At 60.7% G+C, this 26,008-nt stretch carries 26 protein-coding genes; 13 read left to right on the top strand and 13 right to left on the bottom strand.

Annotated elements, in window-relative coordinates; genetic code table 11:
- Nucleotides 1-95: 95 nt before the first annotated feature.
- The 7 genes from nosR (at nt 96) to BK662_RS31095 (ending at nt 8,734) form a co-directional block, all read left to right on the top strand.
- Nucleotides 96-2,276 (top strand): transcriptional regulator NosR, encoded by a 2,181-nt coding sequence (nosR, locus tag BK662_RS31125; RefSeq protein WP_185047211.1) that lies wholly within the window; start codon nt 96-98, stop codon nt 2,274-2,276.
- A gap of 55 nt (nt 2,277-2,331) precedes the next feature.
- The gene (gene nosZ / locus BK662_RS31120) at nt 2,332-4,251 is read left to right on the top strand and encodes a TAT-dependent nitrous-oxide reductase (RefSeq protein ID WP_123360764.1); all 1,920 of its coding nucleotides are present in this window, start codon (nt 2,332-2,334) and stop codon (nt 4,249-4,251) included.
- Between the two features lie 28 nt (nt 4,252-4,279).
- On the top strand, nt 4,280-5,569 hold the full coding sequence (locus BK662_RS31115) for a nitrous oxide reductase family maturation protein NosD (protein ID WP_123360763.1): 1,290 nt from the start codon (nt 4,280-4,282) through the stop codon (nt 5,567-5,569).
- On the top strand, nt 5,566-6,489 hold the full coding sequence (locus BK662_RS31110; protein WP_123360762.1) for an ABC transporter ATP-binding protein: 924 nt from the start codon (nt 5,566-5,568) through the stop codon (nt 6,487-6,489). Before BK662_RS31115 ends, BK662_RS31110 begins: the two co-directional genes overlap by 4 nt.
- A complete protein-coding gene (locus BK662_RS31105) occupies nt 6,486-7,316 on the top strand; it encodes an ABC transporter permease (protein WP_063340241.1) in 831 nt (276 codons plus the stop codon). Before BK662_RS31110 ends, BK662_RS31105 begins: the two co-directional genes overlap by 4 nt.
- A 31-nt stretch (nt 7,317-7,347) precedes the next feature.
- Nucleotides 7,348-7,875: a nitrous oxide reductase accessory protein NosL gene (locus BK662_RS31100; RefSeq protein ID WP_123360761.1), complete on the top strand. Its 528-nt coding sequence runs from the start codon at nt 7,348-7,350 to the stop codon at nt 7,873-7,875.
- Between the two features lie 115 nt (nt 7,876-7,990).
- Complete coding sequence (locus BK662_RS31095) at nt 7,991-8,734, top strand: SDR family oxidoreductase (protein WP_123360760.1); 744 nt, start codon at nt 7,991-7,993, stop codon at nt 8,732-8,734.
- An 827-nt stretch (nt 8,735-9,561) separates the two neighbouring features.
- On the opposite strand, the gene BK662_RS31085 is transcribed toward BK662_RS31095, so the two are convergent.
- From BK662_RS31085 to BK662_RS31035, 11 genes are all read right to left on the bottom strand, one after another.
- Nucleotides 9,562-11,055 (bottom strand): cytochrome D1 domain-containing protein, encoded by a 1,494-nt coding sequence (locus BK662_RS31085; RefSeq protein ID WP_123360758.1) that lies wholly within the window; start codon nt 11,053-11,055, stop codon nt 9,562-9,564.
- Nucleotides 11,052-11,891, bottom strand: a complete 840-nt coding sequence (gene cobA, locus BK662_RS31080; protein ID WP_123360757.1) for a uroporphyrinogen-III C-methyltransferase — start codon at nt 11,889-11,891, stop codon at nt 11,052-11,054. Before cobA ends, BK662_RS31085 begins: the two co-directional genes overlap by 4 nt.
- A 70-nt stretch (nt 11,892-11,961) precedes the next feature.
- Entirely contained in the window at nt 11,962-13,140 is a 1,179-nt protein-coding gene (gene nirJ / locus BK662_RS31075; protein WP_123360756.1) for a heme d1 biosynthesis radical SAM protein NirJ, read from the bottom strand.
- A gap of 26 nt (nt 13,141-13,166) precedes the next feature.
- Nucleotides 13,167-13,670: a siroheme decarboxylase subunit beta gene (gene ahbB / locus BK662_RS31070; protein WP_123360755.1), complete on the bottom strand. Its 504-nt coding sequence runs from the start codon at nt 13,668-13,670 to the stop codon at nt 13,167-13,169.
- Nucleotides 13,645-14,088: an Lrp/AsnC family transcriptional regulator gene (locus tag BK662_RS31065; protein WP_123360754.1), complete on the bottom strand. Its 444-nt coding sequence runs from the start codon at nt 14,086-14,088 to the stop codon at nt 13,645-13,647. Before BK662_RS31065 ends, ahbB (BK662_RS31070) begins: the two co-directional genes overlap by 26 nt.
- Entirely contained in the window at nt 14,081-14,596 is a 516-nt protein-coding gene (gene ahbB / locus BK662_RS31060; protein WP_123360753.1) for a siroheme decarboxylase subunit beta, read from the bottom strand. Before ahbB (BK662_RS31060) ends, BK662_RS31065 begins: the two co-directional genes overlap by 8 nt.
- Entirely contained in the window at nt 14,593-15,051 is a 459-nt protein-coding gene (locus BK662_RS31055; protein ID WP_123360752.1) for an Lrp/AsnC family transcriptional regulator, read from the bottom strand. The genes ahbB (BK662_RS31060) and BK662_RS31055 overlap by 4 nt, the downstream gene beginning before the upstream one ends.
- A 1-nt stretch (nt 15,052) precedes the next feature.
- Nucleotides 15,053-16,231, bottom strand: coding sequence for a cytochrome D1 domain-containing protein (locus BK662_RS31050; protein WP_123360751.1), 1,179 nt, complete (start codon nt 16,229-16,231; stop codon nt 15,053-15,055).
- On the bottom strand, nt 16,228-16,554 hold the full coding sequence (locus BK662_RS31045; RefSeq protein ID WP_123360750.1) for a c-type cytochrome: 327 nt from the start codon (nt 16,552-16,554) through the stop codon (nt 16,228-16,230). The genes BK662_RS31050 and BK662_RS31045 overlap by 4 nt, the downstream gene beginning before the upstream one ends.
- A gap of 16 nt (nt 16,555-16,570) precedes the next feature.
- The gene (locus BK662_RS31040; RefSeq protein ID WP_123360749.1) at nt 16,571-16,885 is read right to left on the bottom strand and encodes a c-type cytochrome; all 315 of its coding nucleotides are present in this window, start codon (nt 16,883-16,885) and stop codon (nt 16,571-16,573) included.
- 24 nt (nt 16,886-16,909) lie between these two features.
- Nucleotides 16,910-18,601, bottom strand: coding sequence for a nitrite reductase (locus tag BK662_RS31035; RefSeq protein ID WP_123360748.1), 1,692 nt, complete (start codon nt 18,599-18,601; stop codon nt 16,910-16,912).
- Nucleotides 18,602-18,800: 199 nt separating this feature from the next.
- Here BK662_RS31035 and BK662_RS31030 point away from each other — a divergent pair, with 199 nt between their 5' ends.
- From BK662_RS31030 to BK662_RS31000, 6 genes are all read left to right on the top strand, one after another.
- Nucleotides 18,801-19,592 (top strand): CbbQ/NirQ/NorQ/GpvN family protein, encoded by a 792-nt coding sequence (locus tag BK662_RS31030; protein WP_038982739.1) that lies wholly within the window; start codon nt 18,801-18,803, stop codon nt 19,590-19,592.
- Entirely contained in the window at nt 19,576-20,163 is a 588-nt protein-coding gene (locus BK662_RS31025; RefSeq protein WP_123360747.1) for a cytochrome c oxidase subunit 3, read from the top strand. Before BK662_RS31030 ends, BK662_RS31025 begins: the two co-directional genes overlap by 17 nt.
- Before the next feature lie 11 nt (nt 20,164-20,174).
- A complete protein-coding gene (locus tag BK662_RS31020) occupies nt 20,175-20,432 on the top strand; it encodes a cytochrome C oxidase subunit IV family protein (RefSeq protein ID WP_123360746.1) in 258 nt (85 codons plus the stop codon).
- A gap of 261 nt (nt 20,433-20,693) precedes the next feature.
- Nucleotides 20,694-21,134: a c-type cytochrome gene (locus BK662_RS31010; RefSeq protein ID WP_030130714.1), complete on the top strand. Its 441-nt coding sequence runs from the start codon at nt 20,694-20,696 to the stop codon at nt 21,132-21,134.
- A 3-nt stretch (nt 21,135-21,137) separates the two neighbouring features.
- Entirely contained in the window at nt 21,138-22,565 is a 1,428-nt protein-coding gene (locus tag BK662_RS31005; protein WP_123360745.1) for a cbb3-type cytochrome c oxidase subunit I, read from the top strand.
- Between the two features lie 78 nt (nt 22,566-22,643).
- The gene (locus BK662_RS31000) at nt 22,644-24,485 is read left to right on the top strand and encodes a nitric oxide reductase activation protein NorD (RefSeq protein ID WP_123360744.1); all 1,842 of its coding nucleotides are present in this window, start codon (nt 22,644-22,646) and stop codon (nt 24,483-24,485) included.
- A gap of 241 nt (nt 24,486-24,726) precedes the next feature.
- Here the strand turns inward: BK662_RS31000 and BK662_RS30995 are convergent, their stop codons facing one another.
- The gene (locus BK662_RS30995; protein ID WP_123360743.1) at nt 24,727-24,927 is read right to left on the bottom strand and encodes a protein DnrP; all 201 of its coding nucleotides are present in this window, start codon (nt 24,925-24,927) and stop codon (nt 24,727-24,729) included.
- The gene (locus BK662_RS30990) at nt 24,924-25,607 is read right to left on the bottom strand and encodes a Crp/Fnr family transcriptional regulator (RefSeq protein WP_008075049.1); all 684 of its coding nucleotides are present in this window, start codon (nt 25,605-25,607) and stop codon (nt 24,924-24,926) included. Before BK662_RS30990 ends, BK662_RS30995 begins: the two co-directional genes overlap by 4 nt.
- Between the last annotated feature and the right edge of the window lie 401 nt (nt 25,608-26,008).

Raw genomic sequence — 26,008 nt, 5'->3', positions numbered from 1 at the left:
TGGCGCAAGGAATGTTATCGAGTTGATTTCAATCAAGGGCGGGGCACACAACGCTCCCTAACATGGCCGCAAGCCCCTTTGAAATCAGCGAGCTCATGACAATCCATCAGCCTTCGACACATGGCAACCTGCGCATCTGGAGCGTCGGGCTGGTGGTGATGGTCTTGCTGATGAACGCAGTGTTCGCGACGGTGCAGGCCAAGTCATACGGCGACATCGAGCAGCAGCGCATCGAGAAGGTCTTCCCTCAAACCGATTCGGTGTCCGCAGCCGAAGGCACGTTCAAGGTGCGCACGCTGTCGGCGGCCGACAAGGTCATCGGGTATGTGTTCCAGAGCCTGGATGTGGTGGATATTCCGGCCTACTCGGGCAAGCCGATCAACACTCAGGTGATCCTCGACACCGCCGGGGTGATTCAGGACGCCTATGTGCTGGAGCACCACGAACCGATTCTGCTGATCGGCATCCCCGAAGAAAAACTCCACGGTTTCAGCGCCCGATACAAAGGGATCAAGGTCAGCCAGCGGGTAGTGGTCGGCCATTCCAGCGACCCGAGCGCGGTCACCGTGGATGCCATCGCCGGCGCAACCGTCACCGCCATGGTGGTCAACGAGGTCATCATGCGTGCCGCCCATGAGGTGGCCGTATCGTTGAAGCTGATTGAGGACAGGGGCGGGGTGGTGAACAAGCCCGCCATCGTGCGCCAGGATTTTTTCGAGCCTGCCACCTGGGAGCAACTGACCGGTAACGGCGCCATTCGCCGGTTGAACCTGACCCGTGGGCAGGTCGATGCCGCCTTCAAGGGCACCGAAGCCGAAGGCGTCGACAACGCCGGCCCGGATCAAGTCGATGACACCTTTATCGAGCTGTACACCGCCGACTTGAACCCACCGACCATTGGCCGCGCGCTGCTGGGCGACAACCAATATCGATTCCTCATGCAGGACCTCAAACCTGGCGAGCAGGCCATCGTGGTGCTGGGTCGTGGGCTGTTTTCCTATAAAGGCTCGGGTTATGTGCGCGGCGGGATTTTCGATCGGGTGCAATTGCGCCAGTTCGGCAACGTCATCAGCTTTCGCGACATGGACCATCAGCGACTTTCCGACGTGTTTGCCAAGGGCATGCCCGAGTTCAATGAAATGTCGATTTTCATTGTCCGCAAACCGGCCGGTTTCGATCCGGGATCGCCCTGGTCCCTGGAACTCCTGGTGCGGCGTCAGACGGGACCGGTCAGCGGCACCTTCAGCAGCTTCGAACTGCCTTATCAACTGCCCGAGCCCTACCTTGAGCGACCTGCGCCCAGTGCCGAAGAACGGGCGGCCATCGAGGAAGCAAGCCGGCCGATGTGGTTGAACATCTGGTACCAGAAACACTTCCAGATCGCCGTCCTCGCGAGCGCGTTGTTGCTGCTGACGGCCATCCTGTTCCTGCAAGACAAACTCACCCGCCGGCCACGCTTTCTGCACTGGCTGCGTCGTGGTTACCTGCTCTTTACCGTGGTCTTTCTGGGCTGGTATGCCTTGGGGCAATTGTCGGTGGTCAATGTCCTGACCTTTGTGCATGCGCTGTTCGAGCACTTTCGCTGGGAGCTGTTTCTCACCGATCCGCTGATCTTCATGCTCTGGGTCTTCACCGCCGCGAGCATTCTGTTGTGGGGCCGTGGCGTGTTCTGCGGCTGGCTGTGCCCGTTTGGCGCCTTGCAAGAGTTGATCAACGAAGCCGCGCGCAAGCTGAAAATTCCCCAGTACGAATTGCCATTCGCGGTGCATGAGCGGCTGTGGGCGATCAAATACATCATCTTGCTGCTGCTTTTCGGCATCTCCCTGGAATCGATGTCCACCGCCGAACTGTTCGCCGAGGTGGAACCCTTCAAAACCGCCATCACCCTCAAGTTCGACCGCCAGTGGTGGTTCGTGCTCTATGCGGTGGGGCTGCTGGTGATCAACATTTTCACGCGCAAAGTCTATTGCCGCTACATCTGCCCCTTGGGCGCGGCGCTGGCGATCCCGACCAAATTGCGCCTGTTCGACTGGCTCAAGCGCCGCAAGGAATGTGGCAGCCCTTGCCAGTTGTGCGCCAAGGAATGCGAGATCCAGGCGATTCATCCCGATGGCCGGATCAATGCCAACGAGTGCCACTACTGCCTCGATTGCCAGATGACCTACCACAACGAAGACAAATGCCCGCCGCTGATCAACAAGCGCAAGAAGCACGGCAAACCGGCACCCGTGGCGGTGCAACTGATACCTGTCGTGGAAGTGCCGGCTGCTGAATGAAACTCGCGAGCGCACGTCTGCAGTGACTGTTTTTTCCCTTCAAGGAGTACGCAACATGACTGACACAGAATCCACAAAACCCGTGCAGGAAGCGGAGCCGGCGGGACTCAGCCGTCGCGGTTTTCTGGGCAGCAGCGCCGTCACCGGTGCGGTGCTGGCGGGTGCCACGACGTTGGGCGGCGCAGTGTTCAGCCGTGAGTCCTGGGCGGCCGCGGTCAAGGATGCGCAGGCGAAAATCCATGTTGGTCCCGGTGAACTGGATGAATACTACGGCTTTTGGAGCGGTGGTCATCAGGGCGAAGTGCGGGTGCTGGGTGTGCCGTCGATGCGTGAGTTGATGCGTATTCCGGTGTTCAACGTCGACTCGGCCACCGGCTGGGGCCTGACCAACGAAAGCAAGCGGATCCTGGGCGACAGTGCAAAGTTTCAGAATGGCGATTGCCATCACCCGCATATCTCCATGACCGATGGCAAGTACGACGGCAAGTACCTGTTCATCAACGACAAGGCCAACTCCCGTGTCGCGCGCATCCGCCTGGACATCATGAAGTGCGACAAGATCCTCACCGTGCCGAACGTGCAAGCCATTCACGGCCTGCGTCTGCAAAAAGTGCCTTACACCAAGTACGTGTTCGCCAATGCCGAATTCGTCATCCCGCACCCCAATGACGGCCGCACCTTCGACCTGCAAGACAAGAACAGCTTCACCATGTTCAACGCCATCGATGCCGAGAAAATGGAGATGGCTTTCCAGGTGATTGTCGACGGCAACCTGGACAACTCCGACGCCGATTACACCGGCAAGTACGCCGCATCCACCTGCTACAACTCGGAGAAGGCTTACGACCTTGGCGGCATGATGCGCAACGAGCGCGACTGGGTCGTGGTGTTCAACATCCCGCGCATCGAGGCTGCCATCAAGGCCGGCAAGTTCATCACCCTGGAAGACTCGAAAGTGCCGGTGGTCGACGGTCGTAAAACCGATGGCAAGGACTCTGAGTTCACTCGCTACATCCCGGTGCCGAAGAACCCCCACGGCCTCAACACGTCCTCCGATGGCAAGTACTTCATTGCCAACGGCAAGCTGTCGCCAACGGTCTCGATGATTGCCATCGACCGGCTGGACGACCTGTTCGCCGATAAATTCAAGGACCCGCGCGAGGTCATCGTCGCCGAGCCGGAACTGGGCCTGGGCCCGTTGCACACCACCTTCGACGGTCGCGGCAATGCCTACACCACGCTGTTCATCGACAGTCAGGTGGTGAAGTGGAACATGGAGGAAGCGATACGCGCCTACAAGGGCGAGAAGGTCAATTACATCAAGCAGAAGCTCGACGTGCAGTACCAGCCTGGCCATAACCATGCCTCGCTGACCGAAACCAGTGAAGCGGATGGCAAGTGGCTGGTGGTGTTGTGCAAATTCTCCAAGGACCGCTTCCTGCCGACCGGGCCGCTGCACCCGGAGAACGACCAGTTGATCGACATTTCCGGCGACGAAATGAAGCTGGTGCATGACGGCCCTGCGTTTGCCGAACCTCACGATTGCATCCTCGCGCGCCGGGACCAGATCAAGACCCAAAAGATCTGGAGCCGCAACGACCCGTTCTTCGCCGCCACCGTGGAGCTGGCCAAGAAAGACGGGATCAACCTGGAGACCGACAACAAGGTCATCCGCGACGGCAATCATGTGCGGGTCTACATGACCTCCATGGCGCCGGCCTATGGTCTGACCGAGTTCACCGTCAAGCAGGGCAACGAGGTCACCGTGACCATTACCAACATCGACCAGATTGAAGATGTGACCCACGGTTTCGTCATGACCAACCATGGCGCCAGCATGGAGATCAGTCCGCAGCAAACGTCGTCCATCACCTTTACCGCCGACAAGGCCGGCCTGCATTGGTACTACTGCAGCTGGTTCTGCCATGCGCTGCACATGGAAATGGTCGGTCGCATGAAGGTCGAGCGAGCCTGACGGTTTGCCAATCAACGGGAGCGGGCCGATGACCGATATCAAGTGCAATCCGATCAAGCTGGTCGCGTTTGCGCTCCTGCTGATGTCCGGTAGTGCGCTGGCGGTGCAACCCATCACCACGTTGCCGTTGCGGGTTGACGCTGAACAACGCTGGCACTTGCCGGCGGGCGAGTACCGTGGCTCGTTCAGCGTCGATCAACCGATGAAGATTGTTTGCGAGCCCGGCGCGGTGTTTCAGGCGCAAGGGCAGGGTAACGGCGTGATCGTCAGCGCGCCCGATGTCCGGATCGAGGGCTGTACCTTTCTGGACTGGGGGCACGACCTCACGGCCATGAATGCGGCGGTGTTCCTCCAGCCACAGGCCCGTGGTGCGGTGATCAAAGGCAATCGCCTGCAAGGCCAGGGCTTCGGTATCTGGGTCGACGGTACGCAGGATGCGAGCCTGATCGACAACCGCATCCAGGGGGATCCGACGCTGCGCTCCCAGGATCGCGGCAACGGCATTCATCTGTATGCGGTGCATGGCGCCCGTGTCATCGGCAACCAGGTGCGCGACACCCGCGATGGCATCTACATCGACACCTCCAACGGCAACCTGCTGCAGGGCAATACCCTGGAAGACCTGCGTTACGGCGTGCATTACATGTTCGCCAACGACAACCAATTGATAGGCAACACCACCCGCCGCACCCGCACCGGCTACGCCTTGATGCAAAGCCGCAAGCTCACGGTGATCGGCAACCGCTCCGAACAGGATCAGAACTACGGCATCCTGATGAACTACATCACCTATTCAACCTTGCGCGACAATTTCGTCACGGACGTGCGCGACGGCTCGACCGGCGACAGCATGATCAGCGGCGCCGAAGGCAAGGCGTTGTTCATCTACAACTCGCTGTTCAATACCATCGAACACAACCACTTCGAGCACAGCGCCGTGGGCATTCACCTCACCGCCGGCTCCGAAGACAACCGCATTGCCGACAACGCCTTTGTCGGCAACCAACGGCAGGTCAAATACGTCGCCACCCGCTTGCAGGAATGGTCGGCGGATGGCCGGGGCAATTACTGGAGCGATTACCTGGGCTGGGATCGCAACAACGATGGCCTGGGCGATATCGCCTACGAACCCAACGACAACGTCGACCGCTTGCTGTGGCTGTACCCGCAGGTGCGGCTGTTGATGAACAGCCCCGGGATCGAATTGCTGCGTTGGGTACAACGGGCCTTTCCGGTGATGAAATCGCCGGGCGTCCTGGACAGCCATCCACTGATGAATCCCACCACACGACCCCTGACCCAGGAGCCCACCGCATGAACGTCATCGACATGGAAGGCGTCAGCCAGCGCTATGGGTACACCACCGTGTTGCATCAGTTGAACCTGAGCCTGGGCGAAGGCGAAGTGCTGGGCTTGTTCGGGCATAACGGCGCGGGCAAGACCACCAGCATGAAACTGGTGCTCGGTCTGCTTCAGGCCAGTGAAGGGCACGTCAGGGTGTTCGGCCGCTTGCCCAGTGATCCGCAGGTTCGGCGTTTGCTGGGCTATTTGCCGGAGAACGTGACCTTCTATCCGCAGATGAGCGGCCTGGAGACCTTGCGTCATTTCGCCCGACTCAAAGGCGCCGCGTTCGCCCAGGTGGACGTGCTGCTGGAGGAAGTAGGCCTGGCGAACGCGGCACATCGACGGGTCAAAACCTACTCCAAGGGCATGCGCCAGCGCCTGGGACTGGCGCAAGCCTTGCTCGGCGAGCCGCGCTTGTTACTGCTCGACGAGCCGACCGTTGGCCTCGATCCTATCGCCACTCAAGACCTCTATCGGTTGCTCGACCGGCTGCGCAGCCAGGGCACCAGCATCATTCTCTGTTCCCACGTATTGCCGGGGGTCGAGGCACATATCAACCGTGCAGCGATTCTGACCCAGGGCCGCCTGCTGGCCCTTGGCAGTTTGCGCAGCCTGCGCGAGGAAGCCGGGTTGCCGACGCTGATTCGCGCCAATGGGCTCAAGCACGCCGGGCCCTTGCAGGCATCCTGGAACAACGCCGGGCACATCACCCAGCGCTGGGGCGCGGAGGGCCTTGAAGTGGCTGCGCTCAATGGCAACAAATTGGACCTGTTGCGCCAATTGCTCAATGAACACGAGCCGGCCGACGTGGAAATCGACCCACCGTCCCTGGAGGACATCTACCGCTATTACATGGGGCGGGCCGGTGCGATCCCCAGTGGAGAGACCGTATGAACCCGATCTGGAACATGGCCCGCAAGGAATTCAATGACGGTTTGCGCAACCGCTGGTTGTTGGCGATCAGCCTGCTGTTCGCGGTGTTGGCGACCGGCATCGCCTGGTTGGGTGCGGCGGCTTCCGGGCAACTGGGCTTCACCTCGGTGCCCGCGACCATCGCCAGCCTCGCCAGCCTGGCGACATTCCTGATGCCGCTGATTGCCTTGCTGCTGGCCTATGACGCCATCGTCGGCGAAGACGAAAGCGGCACGTTGCTGCTGTTGCTGACCTATCCGCTGGGGCGCGGGCACATCCTGCTCGGCAAGTTTGTCGGCCACGGATTGATCCTGGCGCTGGCGACCCTCATCGGTTTTGGCTGCGCGATGCTCGCGATCGCCGTGCTGGTGGAGGACGTCGAACTGAACCTGCTGCTCTGGGCTTTTGGACGATTCATGCTGTCGTCGACATTACTGGGCTGGGGCTTTCTAGGACTGGCCTATGTGCTGAGCAGTGTGTCCGCCGAGAAATCCACCGCCGCCGGGCTGGCGCTGGGGGTGTGGTTCTTCTTCGTGCTGGTGTTCGACCTGGCGCTGCTGGCACTGCTGGTGCTGAGCGAAGGGCAGTTCAACCCGAAGGTGCTGCCCTGGTTATTGCTGCTCAACCCCGCCGATGTCTATCGCCTGATCAATCTCTCCGGTTTCGAGCCCGGCGCCGGTAGCGCTGGCGTGCTGACGCTGGGCAGCGATTTGCCTGTGCCGGGCTCGATGCTCTGGTTGTGCCTGTTGCTGTGGGTGGCGGTGCCTTTGGGCTTGGCCTGGTTGCTGTTCCGTCGACGGGCGACATGAATTCACACCTTGGTTTTTGGAGCCTCTGACAATGAGTAATCTGTATTCGACGACGGTACGCGCCGTGGCGGGCCTGATGGTCTGTCTGCTGCTGGCGGCCTGTGACAAACCGGTGCAAGCCACCTACAGCGACGCCCCCACTGCTTTTCATCCCAGTGATGAATGCCATGTTTGCGGCATGATCATCGACGGATTCCCCGGGCCCAAGGGCGAAGTGGTCGAGCGCAGCGGCATCAAGAAATTCTGCTCCACGGCGGAGATGATCGGTTGGTGGCTGCAACCGGAAAATCATCATGGCGAGGCCCGGTTGTATGTCCACGACATGGGCCGCAGTCCGTGGAACGCACCCAATGATTCCCATCTGATCGATGCCAAGGATGCGTTTTACGTGGTCGGCACCCAGCTCAAAGGGGCAATGGGTGTGGTGTTGGCGTCTTTCTCCAGCCCGCAGGCTGCGGAAAAACTGGCCGCCGACCGGGGCGGTCGTGTGCTGCGGTTCAGCGAGATCGATCAGGCGGTGCTTCAGCAACAGACCGCGATGTCGCACTCGACTCATTGATCGGCGAGCCATCGAGAAAAGTGATCGCCGTCAAGTCGATATTTCTGCGTCTGTTCAAAGATAGGGGCTCACAACGTCCCCAGTGCTTGGCATTAACGATGCCCAGGAGAACATGATGCAAACCGAGTTTCAGGATCGTCTGGCGGTGATCACCGGCGCCAGCTCCGGGATTGGCCTGGCGTTGTGCGCCGCGCTGTTGCCGCGTGGGGTCAAGGTGCTGGCGATGTCACGGACTGTCGGTGATTTGCCGACTTTGCAACAGATCTACGGTGAACGGCTGCAATGGTTCGCAGGGGACGTTACGTGCGAGGAAGATTTGCAAGAACTGGCCCGGAGGGCGGCGGCGCTAGGGCGGGTGGATTATCTGGTGCCCAACGCGGGCATTGCCGAAATGGCCGACAGCCTGGACATGCCGGCCTTTCAGCGCCAATGGGCGGTCAATGGTGCCGGGGCGTTGAACACTCTGGCGGCGTTGCGCGGTGAGTTGGCGAACCCGGCTTCGGTGGTGTTTGTCGGTAGTTTTCTGACCGGTTCGAGTTTTCCCGGTCTGGCTGCCTGCATTGCCAGCAAGGCCGCGCTGGCGGCTCAGGCACGCACATTGGCGGTGGAGTTTGCGCGTTATGACGTGCGCATCAATCTGGTCTCGCCGGGGCCGACCGCTACCTCGATGTGGGACAATCTGGGGTTGAGCGATGGGGAGCTCGATGATGTCGCTAATACCCTTGGCAAGCGTCTGCTGCCTGGTCATTTTCTCGATGCGTCGGCGGTGGCCAATGTGATTATTTTTCAACTGTCCCAGGGCGCCCGGGGTGTCTATGGGCAGGATTGGAAGGTTGATAATGGTTATACCTTGGGGTGATGTGGTCCGTGGTTTGTTGACCGAGTACATATCCATTTCTGCGGTAACGGCGGCTTAGGGTTCCGCCCTTACGGCGGGTCACTTTGGAAAAGCGCCAAAGTAACCAAAACGCTTTCGCCCCTGACGTACGGCCCTTCGCCTAGGCTCAGGGTACCCTCACTCCGGTCCTGCTCCGTGGGCCCGCCGCCATCGGCCATCCATGGCCGGGGGCGGCTACCGCGGCATCCTTGCCGCGGTGCCCACTGCGCAGAACCTGCGCTCGGCCTTCCGACGGGGCAGGTCAAGATCAACATCAAAAGCCAGATCAAAAGCCAGAAGCGAGGCGGCCTGATAGCCGACCTGATGTCCGTCAAGGTAATCGGCGGTGGACACCTATGTCATGCCTGCCAAAAAATCCAACTGTGGGAGCGAGCCTGCTCGCGAAGGCGGACTTATATTCAATATTGATGTCGACTGACAGGGCCTCTTCGCGAGCAGGCTCGCTCCCACAGGGAAATGCGTACGCTTGAAAAGACAGGTCGGCCCGCAGGCCGCCTCGCTTTTGCTGTTGCGGTACTCGCCCTCTCGAGAGGCCGAGCGCAGGTTCTGCGCAGTGGGCAACCCGGCATGGATGCCGGGTTAGCCGCCCCCGGCCATGGATGGCCGATGGCGGCGGGCCCACGGAGCAGGACCGGAGCGAGGGCATGGCGAGCCTGGGCGAGGCACCGAACGAAAGGGGCAAAAGCGCTTGGTTACTTGGCGCTTTTCCAAGTAACCCGCTGTAAGAGCGGAACCAACAGCAGCCGTTACCGCAGAAACGGATATACACCCAAACCCAAACCCAAACCCTAATGCGAAGTCCCCTCCACAAACTCAATCTTGTTCCCCACGTTATATTTGCCCGACGGCTTGTTCATCGGCAGTCGCTTGATCTCCTTAAGGGTATTGCTGTCATACACAATCAACGCGCCATCGCTGGTCCAGATGCTCAGCAACAAGTAGCGGCCATCGCGGGTGAACTCGACGTGGGCGGCCGTCTTGCCGGGCATCGGGCGCAAGGTGTGGGCGATTTCCAGGGTCTGTTTGTCGATCAGGTGGATCGCATCGTTGTCCGGCCCGAAGAACACATCGGTCCAGGCATACCGCGAGTTGACGTGGCTGCGCATGAAGAAACCCGGCCCCAGGGTCGGAATTTCCTTGATCAGTTTCCAGGTCTTGAAGTCGATGACCGAGATCAGCCCCTTGCTGATGTTCGGCGTGGCGAACACCCATTCACCGTTGCGTTTCCAGTAGGTCCCGGACCCCAGGTGCGGCATGCCCGGCAACGGTATGTCGGTGACCACCTTGCCACTGTCGAGGTCGATCACCTGGCCGCCCTTGGCCTTGCGCGACGTCGCCAGCAGTTGCTTGTAGTCCGGTGAAAAGGAAAAGTCGTCCAGCACATCCTCGGCCTGGATCCGTCGCGGTTCGAAGTCCGGCGTGCCGGCGCTCGACAGTTCCCAGACTTCCTTCACATCCTTGAGCGCCACGATGAAACTGTCCCGTGGCGGGGCGGTGTAGACCGCGCTGACCCGTGACGCGGTACCGTCCTTGCCGATCACCGGGATGGTTTTGACCAGGGACAGATCGCGGGCATCGAGTACCACAAGGTTGCCCGGCAGATAGTTGCCCACCAGCACCCATCGGCCATCCTTGCTCACCGCCAGGTTGCGGGTATTGAGCCCGGCGCGGACCTCGGCGATCAGCTTCAGGTTGTGCAAGTCGTACAGGCTGATCCAGCCATCGCGTGAGGCGACGTAGACGAAGCGTCCATTCGGCGAAAACTTCGGCCCGCCATGCACCGCAAAGTGCGAAGCAAACCGCGCCAGTACGTCGAAACGATCGCCGTCGAGGATGTTGATGTGATGGTCGCCGGCTTCCACCACCACAAACAGGTTCAGCGGATCGGCGCCATGCTGGGGTGTGTCGGGCAGTTTGCTGATATCGGCGAGAATGGAATGACTGCCGCGAATGTCATCGTTACTCCAAGTGGGCGGGGTGGCGGGTGGTTGCTGAAGGTAATCCACCAGCGCGTCGATCTGCGCGGGACTGAACACATGGGCATACCCGGCCATCTGACTCGCGGGGCGACCGTTCTGAATGACGCTGCGGATTTCATCGGGTTTGATCCGGCTCAGACTCTCCGGCAGCAAGGCCGGCCCCGTACCGCCGAAACGGTTGGCGCCATGGCAGCTCTGGCAATGTTGTTGGTAGAGGTCGGCAGCCGCGTCGGAGGATGGAAGCGCTGCACCGGCATCGGCCGCGCTGACCCATAACAAGGGGGCAAGCAGCATGCGCCTCATATCGCCACCTTGCCGTGGCGTTGCAGCACGGGAGCGGAGTAAAAGCGCGCCGGGTATTCCTGCTGTTGGGTCGCGAACAGATCGACCACTTTGCCGATCACCGTCAGCGTCGGAATGCCCGGTGGGCAATCCAGCGCCAGGGTCGGCAGCTGGTGCAGCATGCCTCGCGCGACGTGCTGGTCGGGACGTGTGCCATTGCTGATCAGCGCCGCCGGTGTATCGGCGGCCATTCCGGCTTCGATCAAGCGCTGGGCGATAATTCCGAGGTTCGATAACCCCATGTAAAACACCAGGGTCTGGCTGCTGTCGGCGAGGCTGCTCCAGGGCAGTGACAACTCACCATCGCGCTGCAAATGCCCGGTAATGAAGCGGCAGGAGTTGACCAGGTCCCGGTGGGTCAGCGGAATGCCGGCGTAAGCGCTGCAGCCGGAAGCGGCGGTAATGCCCGGGACCACCTGGCAGTCAATGTTGCGTTGCAGCAGATACTCCAGCTCCTCGGCGCCACGGCCGAATATGAACGGGTCGCCTCCCTTGAGCCGGACCACGCGCTGCCCCGAATCGGCGAGGTCGGCGAGCAGTTCGTTGATTTGTTCCTGGGGCAGGCTGTGGCAGCCGCTGGCCTTGCCGACGTAATGCCGGGCGCAGGTGAGGGGGATCAACGTCAGCAGCTCGGGGCTGATCAGGCGGTCGTAAACCACGGCGTCGGCCTGCATCAACAGGCTCCAGGCACGCAGGGTCAGCAAGCGTGGATCACCGGGGCCGGCGCCAACCAGGGCCACTTCGCCCGGTCTGAACGGGGACGCAAGTGCGGCCGGTAAAACAATCGATGGGTGCATGGGACGTCCTTGGTTCTTCATCAGGTCGGCGGGCTCCATCCTTTGCCAGATGCCTCGCCAGGCGGGTGTTTCAGTGCATGACGCAAGGGATGGTCATTAATGGCGGCATACCGATTTCTTCATCGCTGAGGTGGCAACCGGGGTCCTGGCCCCAGAGGTCGCCTTCGGCCCACGCGCGGGTGCGGGTATTGCCGTTGCAGATGTTCAACCAGCGGCATTGGCCACAACGGCCACCGACGGCGCGCGGATGCACACGCAGCTGCTGCAACAAGGCGTCTGGCTGGTCCAGCCAGAGCGTGCGAAACGGCGTATGCCGGACATTGCCCACCGAGTGCTGCCACCAGTAGGTGTCGGGATGCACTTCGCCGGTGTTGTCGATGTTGGCGATGCCACTGCCCGAGGCGTTGCCGCCCCAGGCCCTGAGCATGTTTTCCAGGCGCGGGTAATGTTCGGGTAGACGCAGGCCCACCCATTGCAGCAAGAGAATCGCGTCGGCATCGTTGTTGCCGCTGACAAAATCGCTGTCGCGACCCTGCTGGATGTCTTCCCAGGCCCGTTCGAAGATCAGCGTCATCGCCTCGCGGCTCATCTGCTGCCGGGCGTCGAGCTTGCGGCTGCGTTTGCCGCGACCGCTGTAGTTGAGGTGCGACAGATAAAACTTCTGCACGTCGTACTCGCGCATCAGCGCCAGTAATTGCGCAAGCTGGGCATGGTTCTCCTGGGTCAGGGTGGTGCGCAGGCCGACACGAATGCCCTGTTCGCGACAGAGGCGAATCGCCCGCATGGAGCTGGCGAAACTGCCCTTGAGTTGGCGGAACGCATCATGGGTGGCTTCCAGGCCATCGATGCTGATCCCGACATAGTCGAAATTCGCCGCGCGGATCTGCGCGATGTTTTGCTCATTGATCAGCGTACCGTTGGTGGACAACGCCACAAAGAAACCCTTGGTGCGGGCGTAGGCGCTGAGCGCAAACAGATCGTCGCGCAACAGCGGTTCACCGCCGGAAAGAATCAGCACCTTCACCCCGGCGTCGTGCAGATCGTCGATCACGGTCAGCGCGGCGGGCGTATCCAGTTCGTCGCGAAAGACACTGTCGGCGGACGTGGCGTAGCAGTGTTTGCAGGTCAGGTTACAGCGCCTGAGCAGGTTCCAGATCACCACCGGCGGCCGGTTGCTGCCCGGTGGGCTGGTTCTGGGGGCAGGCGCCTGGCCGGTCAGGGCACGCAAGTATTGGCTGATCCTCAACATGCAAATCTCCTTGAACAAGCGCGTGTTCAGCGTGGCACTGGCGGTAGTCGCAAACCGGTTTTTTTCAGGATGCGGCTGCTCACCAGCATCTCGTCGGCGGCGCAGGCGTCGCCCAGCAAGTAGCGCAGGTGTTCGCGGTAGCCGTCGATTTCCTCGCGGCTGCGACCGTGGACCATGGCGAACAGGTTGTAGCGCCACGCGGTTCGTCGCGGGCGCCGATAACAGTGGCTGACGAAGGGCTGCGCACCGATCAGTGCGCCAAGGCGCGGCATGTCCGTGTCGCGCACATCCCAGACCGTCATGCCGTTGTAGCGATAGCCCAGGCGATAGTGATTGGGGACGGCGGCGATGCGCCGGATGGCGCCCTCGGCCTGCAAGCGCTTGAGCAAGTCCAGGGTGGATTCGATGCTCAGTTCCAGTTGTTCGGCGAGCCAGGCCCACGGGTCGTCCAGCAATGGCAGGCCGGCCTGGGTCAACTCGATCAGACGGTGCGCCAGGGTGTCTTCAGACCGGGAAATACAGACCGACATGGTAGGTCTCCTCTTTGGGCAAGTTGAGCAGCGGCAGGCCGGTCAGGGTTTCAATGTGCTGCAGGGTTTCGGCGATACCTTGCTCGGTCGGGCAGCCGAGCACGAACCACATGTTCCAGGCGTGTTCGCGTCGGTAGTTGTGCGCCACTTCAGGCAGGGCCTGCAGTTGCTCGGCGACGTCTTCGAAACGCTCTTCCGGCACCGCCAGCGCCGCAAGGGTGAAGGCGCCGCCCAGGCGTTCGATGTCGAACATCGGGCCGAAGCGCGTGAGCATGCCGTCTTCCAGCAAATCATGGAGGCGGTCGAGCAGTTCGGTGCTGCTGCTCTCCAGTTCGGCGGCCAGTGCCTGCCACGGGTGGCGCACCAGCGGCAGGCCCAGTTGCAGACGGTTGATCAGCCGACGGTCGAGGTCATCCATGTTTGGGGGCTCCGGTTGGTGAGGGTGCAAAGCGTCCGCCGCACTGTTTGAACGCGTGAGTGCTGAACAGCAGTTGGTGGGGCAGGTCGCTCAGCAGGTGTTCTTCCAGCAACGCCTGGATCTGCGCCTCGACCAGCGCGCGTTGACGCCCGTGAACCATGCAGAACAGGTTGTAGCGCCACTGCGGCAAACGCCGTGGCCGTTGATAGCAGAGGGTGATCCCGTGCGCTCGGCCCAGGCGTTGGCCGACTTCGTCGATCAGCGCGTCCGGAACATCCAGCACCAGCATGGCGTTGGCGGTAAAGCCCAGCGCGCGATGGTTGAGCACCAGACCGACCCGGCGAAACAGCCCTTGCTCATGCCACTGGTGCATTTGCCCGAGCACCTGGTTTTCGTCGGCGTCTATCCGTTCGGCGAGGGCCTGATAAGGGCGCGATACCCGCGGCAACCCGCCTTCCAGATGCCGACGCAGCGCCAGTGCCTGTTTGGGACTCAACCCCGGCGTCATGAATTTTCTCCCAGGGAAAAACCGAGGTCGATGCGGTAAGCGGTCAACATCGGCAGATCCAGCGGCATGAGGCCGGTGTCTTTCTCAAGTTGTTCGAGAACGCGCTCGATGTGTTGGCGATCGGGGCCGGTCAGCACAAACCACAGGTTGTAGAAATGCTCCCGCGCGTAGTTATGGTTGACCTCGGGGTATTGGCTGATGTGCTCGGCGACCTGTTGCAAGCGTTCGGCGGGCACGGCGAGGGCGGCGAGGGTGCTGGCGCCGGCGCGACTGTGTTCGAACACCGGGCCGATCCGTGAGAGGGTGCCGGCCTGATCCATTTCTTCCAGACAAGCCATCACCTGCGCCTCGCGACAACCGAGAATCCGCGCCATCTCCTTGTACGGTTCCGCGCACAGCGGCATGCCGTGCTGGAAGCGGTCGATCAGTTGGCGGCTGAGCAGGTCGAGGTTCATTTCAATAGCCCATTTTTTGCGCGCGACTGCTGAAGAAGATGCCACTCGGCGCGGTGGCGGGAAGGGTGCTCAGCTGCTTCAGGGTGTACGGGTCCCAGACCTGAACCTGATCGCCGTCGCGTAACGACAGCCACAACTGATCGCCACGGGCAGTGAATTCCATATGCAGCACCGCCGGCCCTGGCCGCAGATCGGCGACCACGGCGTGGGTTTCGCTGTCGATGACCTGTACCCGATCGTTGTCCGGGTAGGCGAAATTGACCCACAGCTGTCGACCGTCCGGCCGCGACGTGACGAACACCGGTTGGCCCGCCACCGGGATGGCCGCGGTCTGCTGCCACGTGCGCGAATCCATTACCAGCACCTGGTGACGGCCGACGGCGGGCACGAAGGCCTGGTGATCGGCGACGGCCCAGCCCTCCAGATGCGGCATTTTGTAGACGGGCAATTTCGCCTGGCCGCGTCCGTAATCACCGAGCACTCGCTGTACACCGCGCTCCGGATGCCAGAGGTCGAGTTGCGCCATGCCGTCTTCGCCGAACAGTCCGGCCATGTAATAGCGACCATCCGGGGTAACCAGCGCGTCGTAGGGTTGCTGGCCGATGTCGGTGAATCGGCTGATCTGCGGCGTGTTGCCCTGACTGAAATCGGCGGTCCAGATCTCGCCGGTATCGAACAGGCTGAACACAAAACGTTGCCCCGGCGCGTCGACCAGGCCGACCACCCGTGAGCGCTTGCTGCCATCGGCCAGGGACGTGGCCGGAATATCGGCCACCAGTTGCAGGGTTTCGGCATCGAACACCTTGACCCCGCCGGGCACGTAGTTGGACACGGCGATGAGTTTGCCGTCCTGACTGATCGCGCCGCCGATGCTGTTGCCGCCCTGTATCACCCGTTGATCGATGCGTTGGGTCAGCAGGTCGATCTTGCTCAGCCCGCCGTCGCGGCCGAACACATAGGCATAACGCTGGTCGCGGGAAAACACCACCGAGGCATGGGACAGATCGCCCAAACCCTCGAGTCGGACCAGTGCCGTGCGGGTGTCGCTTTCGATGATTTGCACGCTGCCGGTGGCGCGCTCCACCACCACGCCCAGATCGCCGGTACCACGCAGCGGTGGCTGAACACACGCGGACAACAACAGCCCGGTCGCCGCTAAAAGCAGGGTTGAACGGATCATGGTGCGGGATATCCCTGGAGGAGAAGATCGACCAGCCAACGGATGTCATCCGGGCTGAGCAGCGGGGCCCAACCGGGCATCGCGGTGCCGGGCCGGCCTTGGCTAACGGTGGCTATCAGGCTGTCCCTGGACTTGCCCGCCAGCGTTGCGCGGGTCAGGTCGGGACCCAGTCCGCCGGTCATGTGCAGGCCATGGCAGGCGCCGCAGTCCTGGGCCAACAAGTGTTCGAGTTGTGCCTGACGCTTGGCGTCCGGCGCGGCAATCGCAGTTGCGCAAATGAGGAGGAGGGCCGCCAGAATCGCAGCGTGTCGATAAACCTTCATGACGCCCTCCAGTTGGCTATTTGAGACTCAGGACCCAGGTTGCAAGTGTCTTCGCTTCTTCATCTGTCACCGGGTTGGCGGGCATTGGCATCGGGCCCCAATTGCCTTGCGTACCGTTCTTGATGTGGCTGGCCAAGGTGTCCACGGCCCCGGCCACGCCCGCGTTCTTGGCCGCGACATCCTTGAGCGCCGGGCCGACAATCTTGGTGTCGATGGAATGGCAGGCGGCGCAGGGTTTGCTCTTGAACAGCTCTTGCGCGTCTTGGGCCGTGGCCGGCTGCACACTCAGCGCAGCGGTCAGGGCGAACAGTGAAAACAGAATATTTTTCATGGGGATTCCTTGCATTGATGGAGCTCAATAGATGTCGTGTTGGGTGTTGTAGACGTTGAATTTTCCGGTGGGTGTGATCAGTCGTTTGTCCTTTATGACTGATTTGAGCTTCAGCGTTTTGTCGTCGATCACTACCAGCGCCGATTCCTCTGACTGACCGCTCCACACGGAGAACCAGACTTCATCGCCGGCCTTGTTGTATTCCGGCTGTACCACCCGCATCGCGCCTTGCTTGATGCCGGCGTATTCGGCGATGGGCAGCACGGTGTAGCCGGCGTCGAGTTTGTCGATGTTGAACACCGCCACCGACTGGCTCAGCTTGGCGTCGGGGTTGAGGGTGGTGTCGACATACAGGTGACGGGAGTCAGGGTGGGTTTTGATAAACAGCGATCCGCCGCCCTGGCCCTTGAGTGAGGCGACCTGTTTCCAGGCGTATTGCGGGTGTTTGACCGGGTCGGTGCCGATCAGGGAAATGCCGTCATCACCCAGATGGCTGGTGGCCCAGACCGGGCCGTAGGTCGGGTGGTTGAAGTTGGCGCCGCGCCCCGGGTGAGGGGTTTTGCCGACATCCACCAGGGCTGCCAATTTGCGATCTTTGGAGTCGATCACGGCGACTTTGTTGGAGTTGTTGGCGGCGGTCATGAAGTAGCGGTGGGTGCTGTCCCAACCGCCGTCATGCAGGAAGGGCGCGGCATCGATGTAAGTGATGGTGAGGTTTTTGATGTCCTGGTAATTGACCAGCATGACCTTGCCGGTTTCCTTGACGTTGACGATGAACTCCGGCCATTCATGGGAAGCGATGATCGCCGCGACCCGGGGTTCGGGGTGGTATTCCTGTTTGTCGACGGTCATGCCGCGAGTCGAGACGATTTGTTTGGGCTCCAGGGTTTCGCCATCCATGATGGTGAATTGCGGCGGCCAATAGGAGCCGGCGACGGTGTATTTGTCTTCGTAGCCCTTGAATTTGGAGGTCTCCACCGAGCGCGCCTCGATGCCCACTTTGACTTCGGCGACCTTGGTCGGCTCCACCGGCCACAGGTCGATCATGTCGATCCGCGCGTCTCGACCAATCACCAGCAGGTAGCGACCGGAGGCGGAAATCCGCGAGATATGCACCGCATAACCGGTCTCGATCAGCTTGACGATTTTCTTGCTGTCACCGTCGATCAGGGCAATCTTGCCGTCATCGCGCAACGTCACCGAAAACAGGTTCGGCAGGTTGAGTTTGCTCAGTTGCTTCTTCGGACGGTCCTCGGGTTTGACCAGCACTTTCCAGGTTTTCAGCGTCTCGGCCATGCCCCATTCAGGCGGTGTCGGCGGCGTGTGCTGAATGAACTTGGCCATTGACGTGATCTGATCCTTGGTCAGCGCATTCGACGTTCCCCAGTTCGGCATGCCCGCCGGTGAACCGTAGGTAATCAACGCCTCCAGAAACGGTTGCCCGCGGGACTGGGTGATGTCCGGTGTCAGTGGTTTGCCGGTGGCGCCTTTGCGCAGAACACCGTGGCAGCCGGCGCAGCGCTGGAAGTAAATTTCCTTGGAAGAGTCGAACTCGGCCTGACTCATGTCGGGTGCTCCGGCGGCTTTGACCATCAGCGGGCTGGTCGTAGCGGCAGCGGGCTCGTTGGCCCGGGCCGCATGAGTCACCGCAAGGGCCAGCGCCGAACACAATGTGGCGACAGTCAGAGCAAACGTTTTTCTATTGCTGATCAGCATTCCATTTCTCCTCAGGCAAGACCTTTGCGATGTGCTGAAACGGCAGCGCAGAACGCAGGTTCTTAGTGCCGTGCAAGGCTATGCCCGAGCAGGCCAATGCTCGCTTGACCGCGATCAAGTTTGCCGGCCATGTCACTTGCCAGGTTGTCGCAGGGGCCCGTAGCGTGTGGCTTGAATCCGCTTTTGGAACAGACAGCCCATGGACCGAATCCAGTCTTGCGAACCCTTCTATCAACCGCTCAACAATGAGGAGGCGCTGTTCGAGCAAGCCTGGCGACACGGCATGCCGGTGCTGATCAAAGGCCCGACGGGATGCGGCAAGACCCGCTTTGTCCAGCACATGGCCCATCGGTTGAAACTGCCGCTGTACACCGTGGCCTGCCATGATGATTTGAGCGCCGCCGACCTGATCGGCCGTCATTTGATCGGTGCCCAAGGCACCTGGTGGCAGGACGGGCCACTGACCCGCGCGGTGCGTGAAGGCGGCATCTGTTATCTGGACGAAGTGGTCGAAGCGCGCCAGGACACCGTGGTCGTACTGCATCCACTGGCTGATGATCGTCGCGAGTTGTTCCTGGAACGCACCGGCGAAGTGCTGCAGGCGCCGCCATCATTCATGCTGGTGGTGTCGTACAACCCCGGCTACCAGAACCTGCTCAAGGGCATGAAACCCAGCACCCGACAACGTTTCGTGGCGATGCGTTTCGGCTATCCGCCGGTGGCCGATGAAGAGCGCATTGTCGCCCGGGAAGCGCAGGTGGACAGCGCGCTGGCGGCGCAAGTGGTCAGGCTGGGCCAGGCCCTGCGACGACTGGATCAACATGATCTGGAGGAGGTCGCCTCAACGCGACTGCTGATTTTCACCGCGCGAATGATCCGCTCCGGCATGAGCCCGCGTGAAGCGTGCATGGCCTGCCTGGCCGAGCCGCTGAGCGATGATCCGCTGACGGTTGCGGCGCTGATGGACGTAGTCGATGTCCACTTCGGCTGAGGCCAGACGCGTTGCGCCGGGTCACTTGCCGGGCGATCTGGCGATGTGGTTTTTCATTCTGGCTGAGCTGTCGGTGTTCGCCATCCTGATTCTGGCGTTCGCCGTGACCCAGGCACTCAAGCCGCAGCTGTTCGGTGAAAGCCGTCTATTGCTCAACACCTCTACCGGCCTGGCGATGACCCTGAGCCTGCTCACCGCCGGGCTGTTCGCTGCGCTGGCTCAAGAGCAAGTCAAGCGCTCCCGGTCTCGCCACGGCGCTGTCTACCTGCTGGCAGCGTTGCTCGCCGCCAGTGTCTACGTGGTGTTGAAGCTTACGGAATACCGGCACTTGCTGGCCACGGGGCTGGGCATGGAGCACAACACGTTTTTCACCCTCTACTGGATCCTCACCGGTTTTCATTTTCTCCATGTACTGCTCGGCATGGTCATCCTCGGATGGCTGGCCGAGCGTTGCCGTCGTGGCTTGTACCACGCCGCCAACCGCAGCGGGCTTGAATCGGGTGTGCTGTATTGGCACATGGTCGATCTGATCTGGGTCGTGCTGTTTCCACTGGTCTACGTGCTGAATTGACGGAGGTTTGGATGTCGGCTTCCAGGTTTTTGCTGGTCTGCTGGGCAGCGCTGGCCACATTAAGCGTATGCACGGTGGTGCTGGCACAGATGGGCGTGACGTGGCTGCTGTCGGTGGCCATTTTGCTGGTGGCGGTCGGCAAGGCCTGGCTGATTGCCGATGGCTTTATGGAAATGCGCCATGCCCCGCGATTGTGGCGCCGGTTGATGGTGAGCTGGGCGTTGGTGTTGGCGGTGGTTGTGGGGCTGACGCTGGTTTCAGTCGGTTAATTACCTGTGGCGAGGGAGCTTGCTCCCGCTCGGTTGCGAAGCAGCCGTAAAACCTGTGCCTGCTTTCTATCTGAATATTCGCGGTGACTGTTTTAGGGCCGCTGCGCACCCCAGCGGGAGCAAGCTCCCTCGCCACAGGTTGGTACCTGGGGTCCTGATGCCAATACCCGACCAAAACCATCTGCCTTTCTTGATCGCCATCAAGCTGGTTTCAACCCTTCGCTTCCTATCATGGGCACGCCAAGCAAAGAGGAAGCGACCATGTCAGAGACCTTCACCAAAGGCATGGCCAGGAATATCTACTTCGGGGGAAGCATCTTCTTCTTCCTGATATTCCTGGCCTTGACCTATCACACGGAACAGACCTTTCCAGTGCGCAGCAATGAAGCGCAGTTAACTGAATCAGTGATCCGCGGCAAGACGGTCTGGGAGCAAAACAACTGCATCGGCTGCCACACGCTGCTGGGCGAAGGCGCCTACTTTGCGCCTGAGCTGGGCAACGTGTTCCAGCGGCGCGGCGGGGAGGCGGGCTTCAAACCCTTTCTGCATGCCTGGATGAAAATGCAGCCGCTGGGCGTACCGGGCCGGCGAGCGATGCCGCAGTTCAAGTTGAGCGAGCAGGAGGTGGATGACATCGCCGAGTTCCTCAAATGGAGTTCGAACATCAACACCAATGGCTGGCCGCCAAACAAGGAGGGCTAAGCGATGAGCATTGCTAATCCGCATCTGAAATTCGCCTCGCAAGCCGTGGCCAAACCGTACTTCGTGTTTGCCCTGATGCTGTTTCTCGGTCAGGTGCTGTTCGGTTTGATCATGGGTGTGCAATACGTGATAGGGGACTTTCTGTTCCCGATCATTCCCTTCAACGTGGCGCGAATGGTACACACCAACCTGCTGATCGTCTGGCTGCTGTTCGGCTTCATGGGCGCTGCCTACTATCTGATTCCGGAAGAGGCCGACCGCGAACTGCACAGCCCTAAACTGGCGATCATTCTGTTCTGGGTATTCGCCGCCGCGGGCGTGCTGACGATCCTCGGCTATCTGTTGGTGCCTTATGCGGGCCTGGCCAGACTGACCCACAATGAGTTGCTGCCGACCATGGGCCGGGAGTTTCTGGAGCAGCCGACCATCACCAAGATGGGCATTGTGGTGGTGTGCCTGGGCTTTCTCTACAACATCGGCATGACCCTGCTCAAAGGTCGCAAGACCACGGTCAGCATGGTGATGATGACCGGGCTGATCGGCCTGGCGGTGTTCTTCCTGTTCTCCTTCTATAACCCTGGCAACCTGGCCCGCGACAAGTTCTATTGGTGGTGGGTGGTGCATCTTTGGGTGGAAGGCGTGTGGGAACTGATCATGGGTTCGATGCTCGCTTTTGTCCTGATCAAGATCACCGGTGTCGACCGGGAAGTCGTGGAGAAATGGCTCTATGTGATCATCGCCATGGCGCTGATTACCGGGATCATCGGCACCGGTCACCACTTCTTCTGGATCGGTGCGCCCGAGGTCTGGTTGTGGGTCGGCTCGATCTTCTCGGCACTCGAACCGCTACCGTTCCTGGCCATGGTGATCTTTGCCTTCAGCATGGTGAAGAACCGTCGCCGGCAACACCCGAACCGCGCCGCCACGCTGTGGGCCAAAGGCACCACGGTCACCGCGTTCTTCGGTGCGGGCGTCTGGGGTTTTCTGCACACCCTGGCACCGGTCAACTTCTACACCCACGGTTCGCAACTGACCGCGGCTCACGGTCACCTGGCCTTCTACGGTGCTTACGCGATGATCGTGATGACCTTGATCAGCTACGCCATGCCGCGTTTGCGCGGGCTGGGTGAAGCCGCTGACGAGCGTTCGCAGACCTTCGAAATCTGGGGTTTCTGGTTGATGACCTTGTCGATGGTGATGATCACACTGTTCCTCACCGCTGCCGGTGTCGTACAGGTTTACCTGCAACGCTGGCAGGCCGACGGGATCGCGTTGCCATTCATGGCCACGGTCGAACATCTGCAGGTACTGTTCTGGGCGCGTCTGGGCGCCGGTCTCGGGTTCTTCGCCGGGCTCGCGTGTTACCTGTTCAGCTTCAAACAGCGTAGCCGCGCCGCCTTGCGTGCCCCGGCTGCGGTGGTTCCTTCATGAGCCGGTGTAACGGCTAGAAAAGGTCGGCCCGGCTAATACAGCGGGCCGTTTCTTTGGTTTCCAGGAAGGGCAAGCATCATGGCGTTTACCGTCGAACTGGAAGAGTGGGTCGGCAGTGTCTGGCATCGTTTTATCACCCGGCGTGCCAGCCCGGACTTCCCTGAAGCGCGGGTTGAACTGGCCAGTCAGCAACGCCCGCTGGCGCTGTTGTTTCATGCCATGGGCGGCGCCAATGGCATCGGCGTGGAAGCGGCCAGCGACCGCGATCTACTGCTGCGGCGCAACGTGTTGCAGCAGATCGCCGGCACCTGCAAACAAGTGCCGTTGGCGTGGTGCGACGCGAGTAATTTGCGGCTGCCATCGAGTCTGGCAGTCTTCCCTGAAGTCGCACTGAACGAGGAACTCTATCGCTGGCTCGCGTTGCTGGCGGCACAAGCCGGGCAGATGCGTCACTGGGGGCGGGACAATCAACGCTGGACGCAACAGTTGTTGCGACGCTATCCCGCGCTGCGTGTTCGCTACAAACGACTGGTCGATGCTCATCTGCAATTGCGCCCGGATCCGGCAACACTGAACCCCGGCGAAGCGGCCTTGGAACGGGCGTTATGCCAGGCATTGCGTGAGCCAGGCAGTGTCGAACATTTTCCCCGCAGCGAACGGGCCGCGTGGCCGCTGCCGCTGTGGTTGTACCCGCCACAAAACCTCGCCAGCCCGCAGGCTGCGGATCTGGGCGATGAATCCGAAGAGTCTTTGACCACGCCGCCCGGCGAACAGAAAAGCGGGCGTAAACGCGCGACGCGGATCGACGAAAGCACCCGCGACGGTGGGTTGTTAATCGTGCGCCTGGAGAACCTGTTCAGCTGGACCGAGCACGTCGACCTGGATCGTTGGTCGGACGACAGCGAAGACCCGGACGCTGCCAGAGTCGCCGACGACCTGGATGAATTGACCCTGTCGCGCACCCGTCTGCGCAAGGGCGGCGGTCTGAAGCTGCACCTGGATTTGCCACCGGCCGATGTCGACGATATTCCCCTCGGAGAGGGCATCAAGTTGCCGGAGTGGGACTACCGTAAACAACAGATGCAGGACAGCTTCGTCAATCTGCAAATGATGGTGCCCCGCGACTGTGAGGCGCAGCCGCTGCCATTACGGTTGAAGGCCTCGGCGCACCGCTTGCGGCGCCAGTTCGAGCACCTGCGTAATGACCGCCAATGGTTACGCCAGCAACCCCAGGGCTCTGAACTGGACATGCAGGCCTGGCTGGATTTTCACGTTGAGCGCGAGCATGGCCAGTGTGCCGAACGTGGTCTGTTCATGGAGCAACGGCAGACCCGCCGCGACCTGGCGTGTCTGTTGCTGGCCGACGTGTCGATGTCCACCGACGCCCACCTGAACGATGAGCATCGCGTCATCGACGTCATCCGCGACAGCCTGCTGCTGTTCGGCGAAACCTTGTCAGTGCTGGGCGATGATTTCGCCCTGTACGGGTTTTCCTCGCTGCGTCGTCAGCAAGTGCGCATGCAGGAACTCAAGGCGTTCACCCAGCGTTATGACGACACCACACGAGGTCGTATTCAAGGTCTCAAACCGGGGTATTACACGCGCATGGGCGCCGCCATTCGCCAGGCCACGCAACTATTGGGCACGAGCAAGCGGCGCAGCAAACTGTTGCTGCTGCTCACGGATGGCAAACCGAATGATCTGGATTTGTATGAGGGCCGCTACGGTGTCGAAGACACTCGCGAGGCGGTGCTGGAGGCGCGACGTCAGGGGCTGACGCCGTTCTGTATCACGATCGATCGCGAGGCCGGGGATTACCTGCCGTACATGTTTGGCGCCAATGGCTACACCTTGATCCGTCAGCCCGAGCAGTTACCGCTACGCTTGCCGCAGTTATATCGCCAGCTGACTCAACCGTGATGTCCTTGGCCACCTGGGTACATGTAGCAACTGCCGAGCCTGCAAAGCGCAGACTCTGTGGTGAGGGGGCTTGCCCCCGTTCGGCTGCGAAGCAGTCGTAAAAACAGCCAGTGTGTTTTATCTGCCACAACGTGATTACCGGGTCAGGGCCGCTTCGCGACCCAACGGGGGCAAGCCCCCTCGCCACAGGGGCTGTGTTTCGCAGGCGCGAGATGTGTGGAATTGAAAATTGCGGTATGGCTCAGGAGATGCTGCGCGGCAGCCAGAAAAACATCGTCACGCAGAAGATTGTCAGGCCGATGCAGAACCACTTGAATCGACGCAACCGACGTTGCGCCGCGTGTGCGGCCAATGCCGGCAGGGGCATGCCGCATTGACGGCACTCGATTTCTTGGGGTGGGTTGGCATGTTGGCAATACAGGCAGACGGGCATGGCACTCACTCAAACTGTTCCAGGCGCAGACGATCAAGAATGGCGATCTGACGGCCGTCCTGAGTGATGATGTTTTCATCGATCAAGCGGCGAATGATCCGCGAAAAGGTTTCCGGCTGGATCGACAGATGCCCGGCAATCAGCTGCTTGGCCATCGGCAGCTCGAATTGGCTGTCAACGGTTTGCTGGCGCACCAGTTGCGTCAGCAGATAACGCACGACCCGGTGGGTGGCGTTTTTCAATGACAGGGTTTCGATTTCGTTGACCCGTTGATGCAAGCGAACGCAGAGCTTGCCCAGCAGTGCAAAGGTCAGCCGACTATTGCTCTGCAGCAGGCGCATGTAGGTGCTGTTGGATAACCGGTAGAGCTGGGTGGGGCAGATCGCTTCGGCCGAGGCCACATAGTTCGGGGTGTCCATCAGCATCATCGCCTCGGCGAAGGTTTGCCGATCACTGATGACCTCGAACACTTTCTCCTGCCCATCGGGTGTCAGCCGGTAGATCTTCACCGCGCCGGCAATGATGAAATAGAACGAATCGGCTGGCTCACCTTGACGGAACAACGGCTCGCCCTTGTCGATGCTCAGCAAGTGGCTGGTACTCATCAGTTCATCCAGCTGTTCTTCGTTCAACGGCTCGAACAAGTGATGACTGCGCAGAATCTGGTGATGGACGCGATGAAGCACCATGAGAATTCATCCTGAAGATAGAGAAGGGGGATCAGGTCAGACGAGACCTAGAGAAACGCCGCTGGCCAGGGCCAGGATTGAGGTCAACACAACAAACCAGGCCAGTGGCTGGATGACTTTTTTCATGACGACTCCGGGTAATCGAGAGGGATCCAGGATTTCTAAAAGGCTGCCCATGCAGAGCAAGACGCGGGCCAGGCTTGGAGGGCCTTGTTTATTGGGGGTGTCAGTGATCAGGGTAAAAAACACCGTGATCTTTAGGGTTTAAATGACCATCACAGGGTCATTTGTACCCTGAACCAATCACCCTTGTGGGAGCGAGCCTGCTCGCGATAGCGGTGGGCCAGCCAACATTGATGCTGAATGTGCCGCCGCTATCGCGAGCAGGCTCGCTCCCACAA

The sequence above is a fragment of the Pseudomonas frederiksbergensis genome (assembly GCF_003732275.1).
In the GTDB taxonomy this organism is placed as follows: Bacteria; Pseudomonadota; Gammaproteobacteria; order Pseudomonadales; family Pseudomonadaceae; genus Aquipseudomonas; species Aquipseudomonas frederiksbergensis_H.
The sequence above is the reverse complement of the archived record's forward strand: the minus strand, read 5'-3'. Positions and strand labels throughout refer to the sequence as shown.

Coding starts and splice junctions, on each gene's coding strand:
- BK662_RS31055 (WP_123360752.1), bottom strand. CDS start 15,051: ATGAACCTCGACCTGCTCAGCCGCCAACTGATCGACCGCTTCCAGCAC.
- BK662_RS31105 (WP_063340241.1), top strand. CDS start 6,486: ATGAACCCGATCTGGAACATGGCCCGCAAGGAATTCAATGACGGTTTG.
- nosR (WP_185047211.1), top strand. CDS start 96: ATGACAATCCATCAGCCTTCGACACATGGCAACCTGCGCATCTGGAGC.
- BK662_RS31010 (WP_030130714.1), top strand. CDS start 20,694: ATGTCAGAGACCTTCACCAAAGGCATGGCCAGGAATATCTACTTCGGG.
- BK662_RS31000 (WP_123360744.1), top strand. CDS start 22,644: ATGGCGTTTACCGTCGAACTGGAAGAGTGGGTCGGCAGTGTCTGGCAT.
- BK662_RS31040 (WP_123360749.1), bottom strand. CDS start 16,885: ATGAAAAATATTCTGTTTTCACTGTTCGCCCTGACCGCTGCGCTGAGT.
- BK662_RS30990 (WP_008075049.1), bottom strand. CDS start 25,607: ATGGTGCTTCATCGCGTCCATCACCAGATTCTGCGCAGTCATCACTTG.
- nirJ (WP_123360756.1), bottom strand. CDS start 13,140: ATGTTGAGGATCAGCCAATACTTGCGTGCCCTGACCGGCCAGGCGCCT.
- BK662_RS31085 (WP_123360758.1), bottom strand. CDS start 11,055: ATGAGGCGCATGCTGCTTGCCCCCTTGTTATGGGTCAGCGCGGCCGAT.
- BK662_RS31115 (WP_123360763.1), top strand. CDS start 4,280: ATGACCGATATCAAGTGCAATCCGATCAAGCTGGTCGCGTTTGCGCTC.
- BK662_RS31065 (WP_123360754.1), bottom strand. CDS start 14,088: ATGGATGACCTCGACCGTCGGCTGATCAACCGTCTGCAACTGGGCCTG.
- BK662_RS31050 (WP_123360751.1), bottom strand. CDS start 16,231: ATGATCCGTTCAACCCTGCTTTTAGCGGCGACCGGGCTGTTGTTGTCC.
- BK662_RS31045 (WP_123360750.1), bottom strand. CDS start 16,554: ATGAAGGTTTATCGACACGCTGCGATTCTGGCGGCCCTCCTCCTCATT.
- ahbB (WP_123360755.1), bottom strand. CDS start 13,670: ATGTCGGTCTGTATTTCCCGGTCTGAAGACACCCTGGCGCACCGTCTG.
- cobA (WP_123360757.1), bottom strand. CDS start 11,891: ATGCACCCATCGATTGTTTTACCGGCCGCACTTGCGTCCCCGTTCAGA.
- BK662_RS31110 (WP_123360762.1), top strand. CDS start 5,566: ATGAACGTCATCGACATGGAAGGCGTCAGCCAGCGCTATGGGTACACC.
- BK662_RS31095 (WP_123360760.1), top strand. CDS start 7,991: ATGCAAACCGAGTTTCAGGATCGTCTGGCGGTGATCACCGGCGCCAGC.
- BK662_RS31030 (WP_038982739.1), top strand. CDS start 18,801: ATGGACCGAATCCAGTCTTGCGAACCCTTCTATCAACCGCTCAACAAT.
- BK662_RS31005 (WP_123360745.1), top strand. CDS start 21,138: ATGAGCATTGCTAATCCGCATCTGAAATTCGCCTCGCAAGCCGTGGCC.
- nosZ (WP_123360764.1), top strand. CDS start 2,332: ATGACTGACACAGAATCCACAAAACCCGTGCAGGAAGCGGAGCCGGCG.
- BK662_RS31020 (WP_123360746.1), top strand. CDS start 20,175: ATGTCGGCTTCCAGGTTTTTGCTGGTCTGCTGGGCAGCGCTGGCCACA.
- BK662_RS31025 (WP_123360747.1), top strand. CDS start 19,576: ATGTCCACTTCGGCTGAGGCCAGACGCGTTGCGCCGGGTCACTTGCCG.
- ahbB (WP_123360753.1), bottom strand. CDS start 14,596: ATGACGCCGGGGTTGAGTCCCAAACAGGCACTGGCGCTGCGTCGGCAT.
- BK662_RS31100 (WP_123360761.1), top strand. CDS start 7,348: ATGAGTAATCTGTATTCGACGACGGTACGCGCCGTGGCGGGCCTGATG.
- BK662_RS31035 (WP_123360748.1), bottom strand. CDS start 18,601: ATGCTGATCAGCAATAGAAAAACGTTTGCTCTGACTGTCGCCACATTG.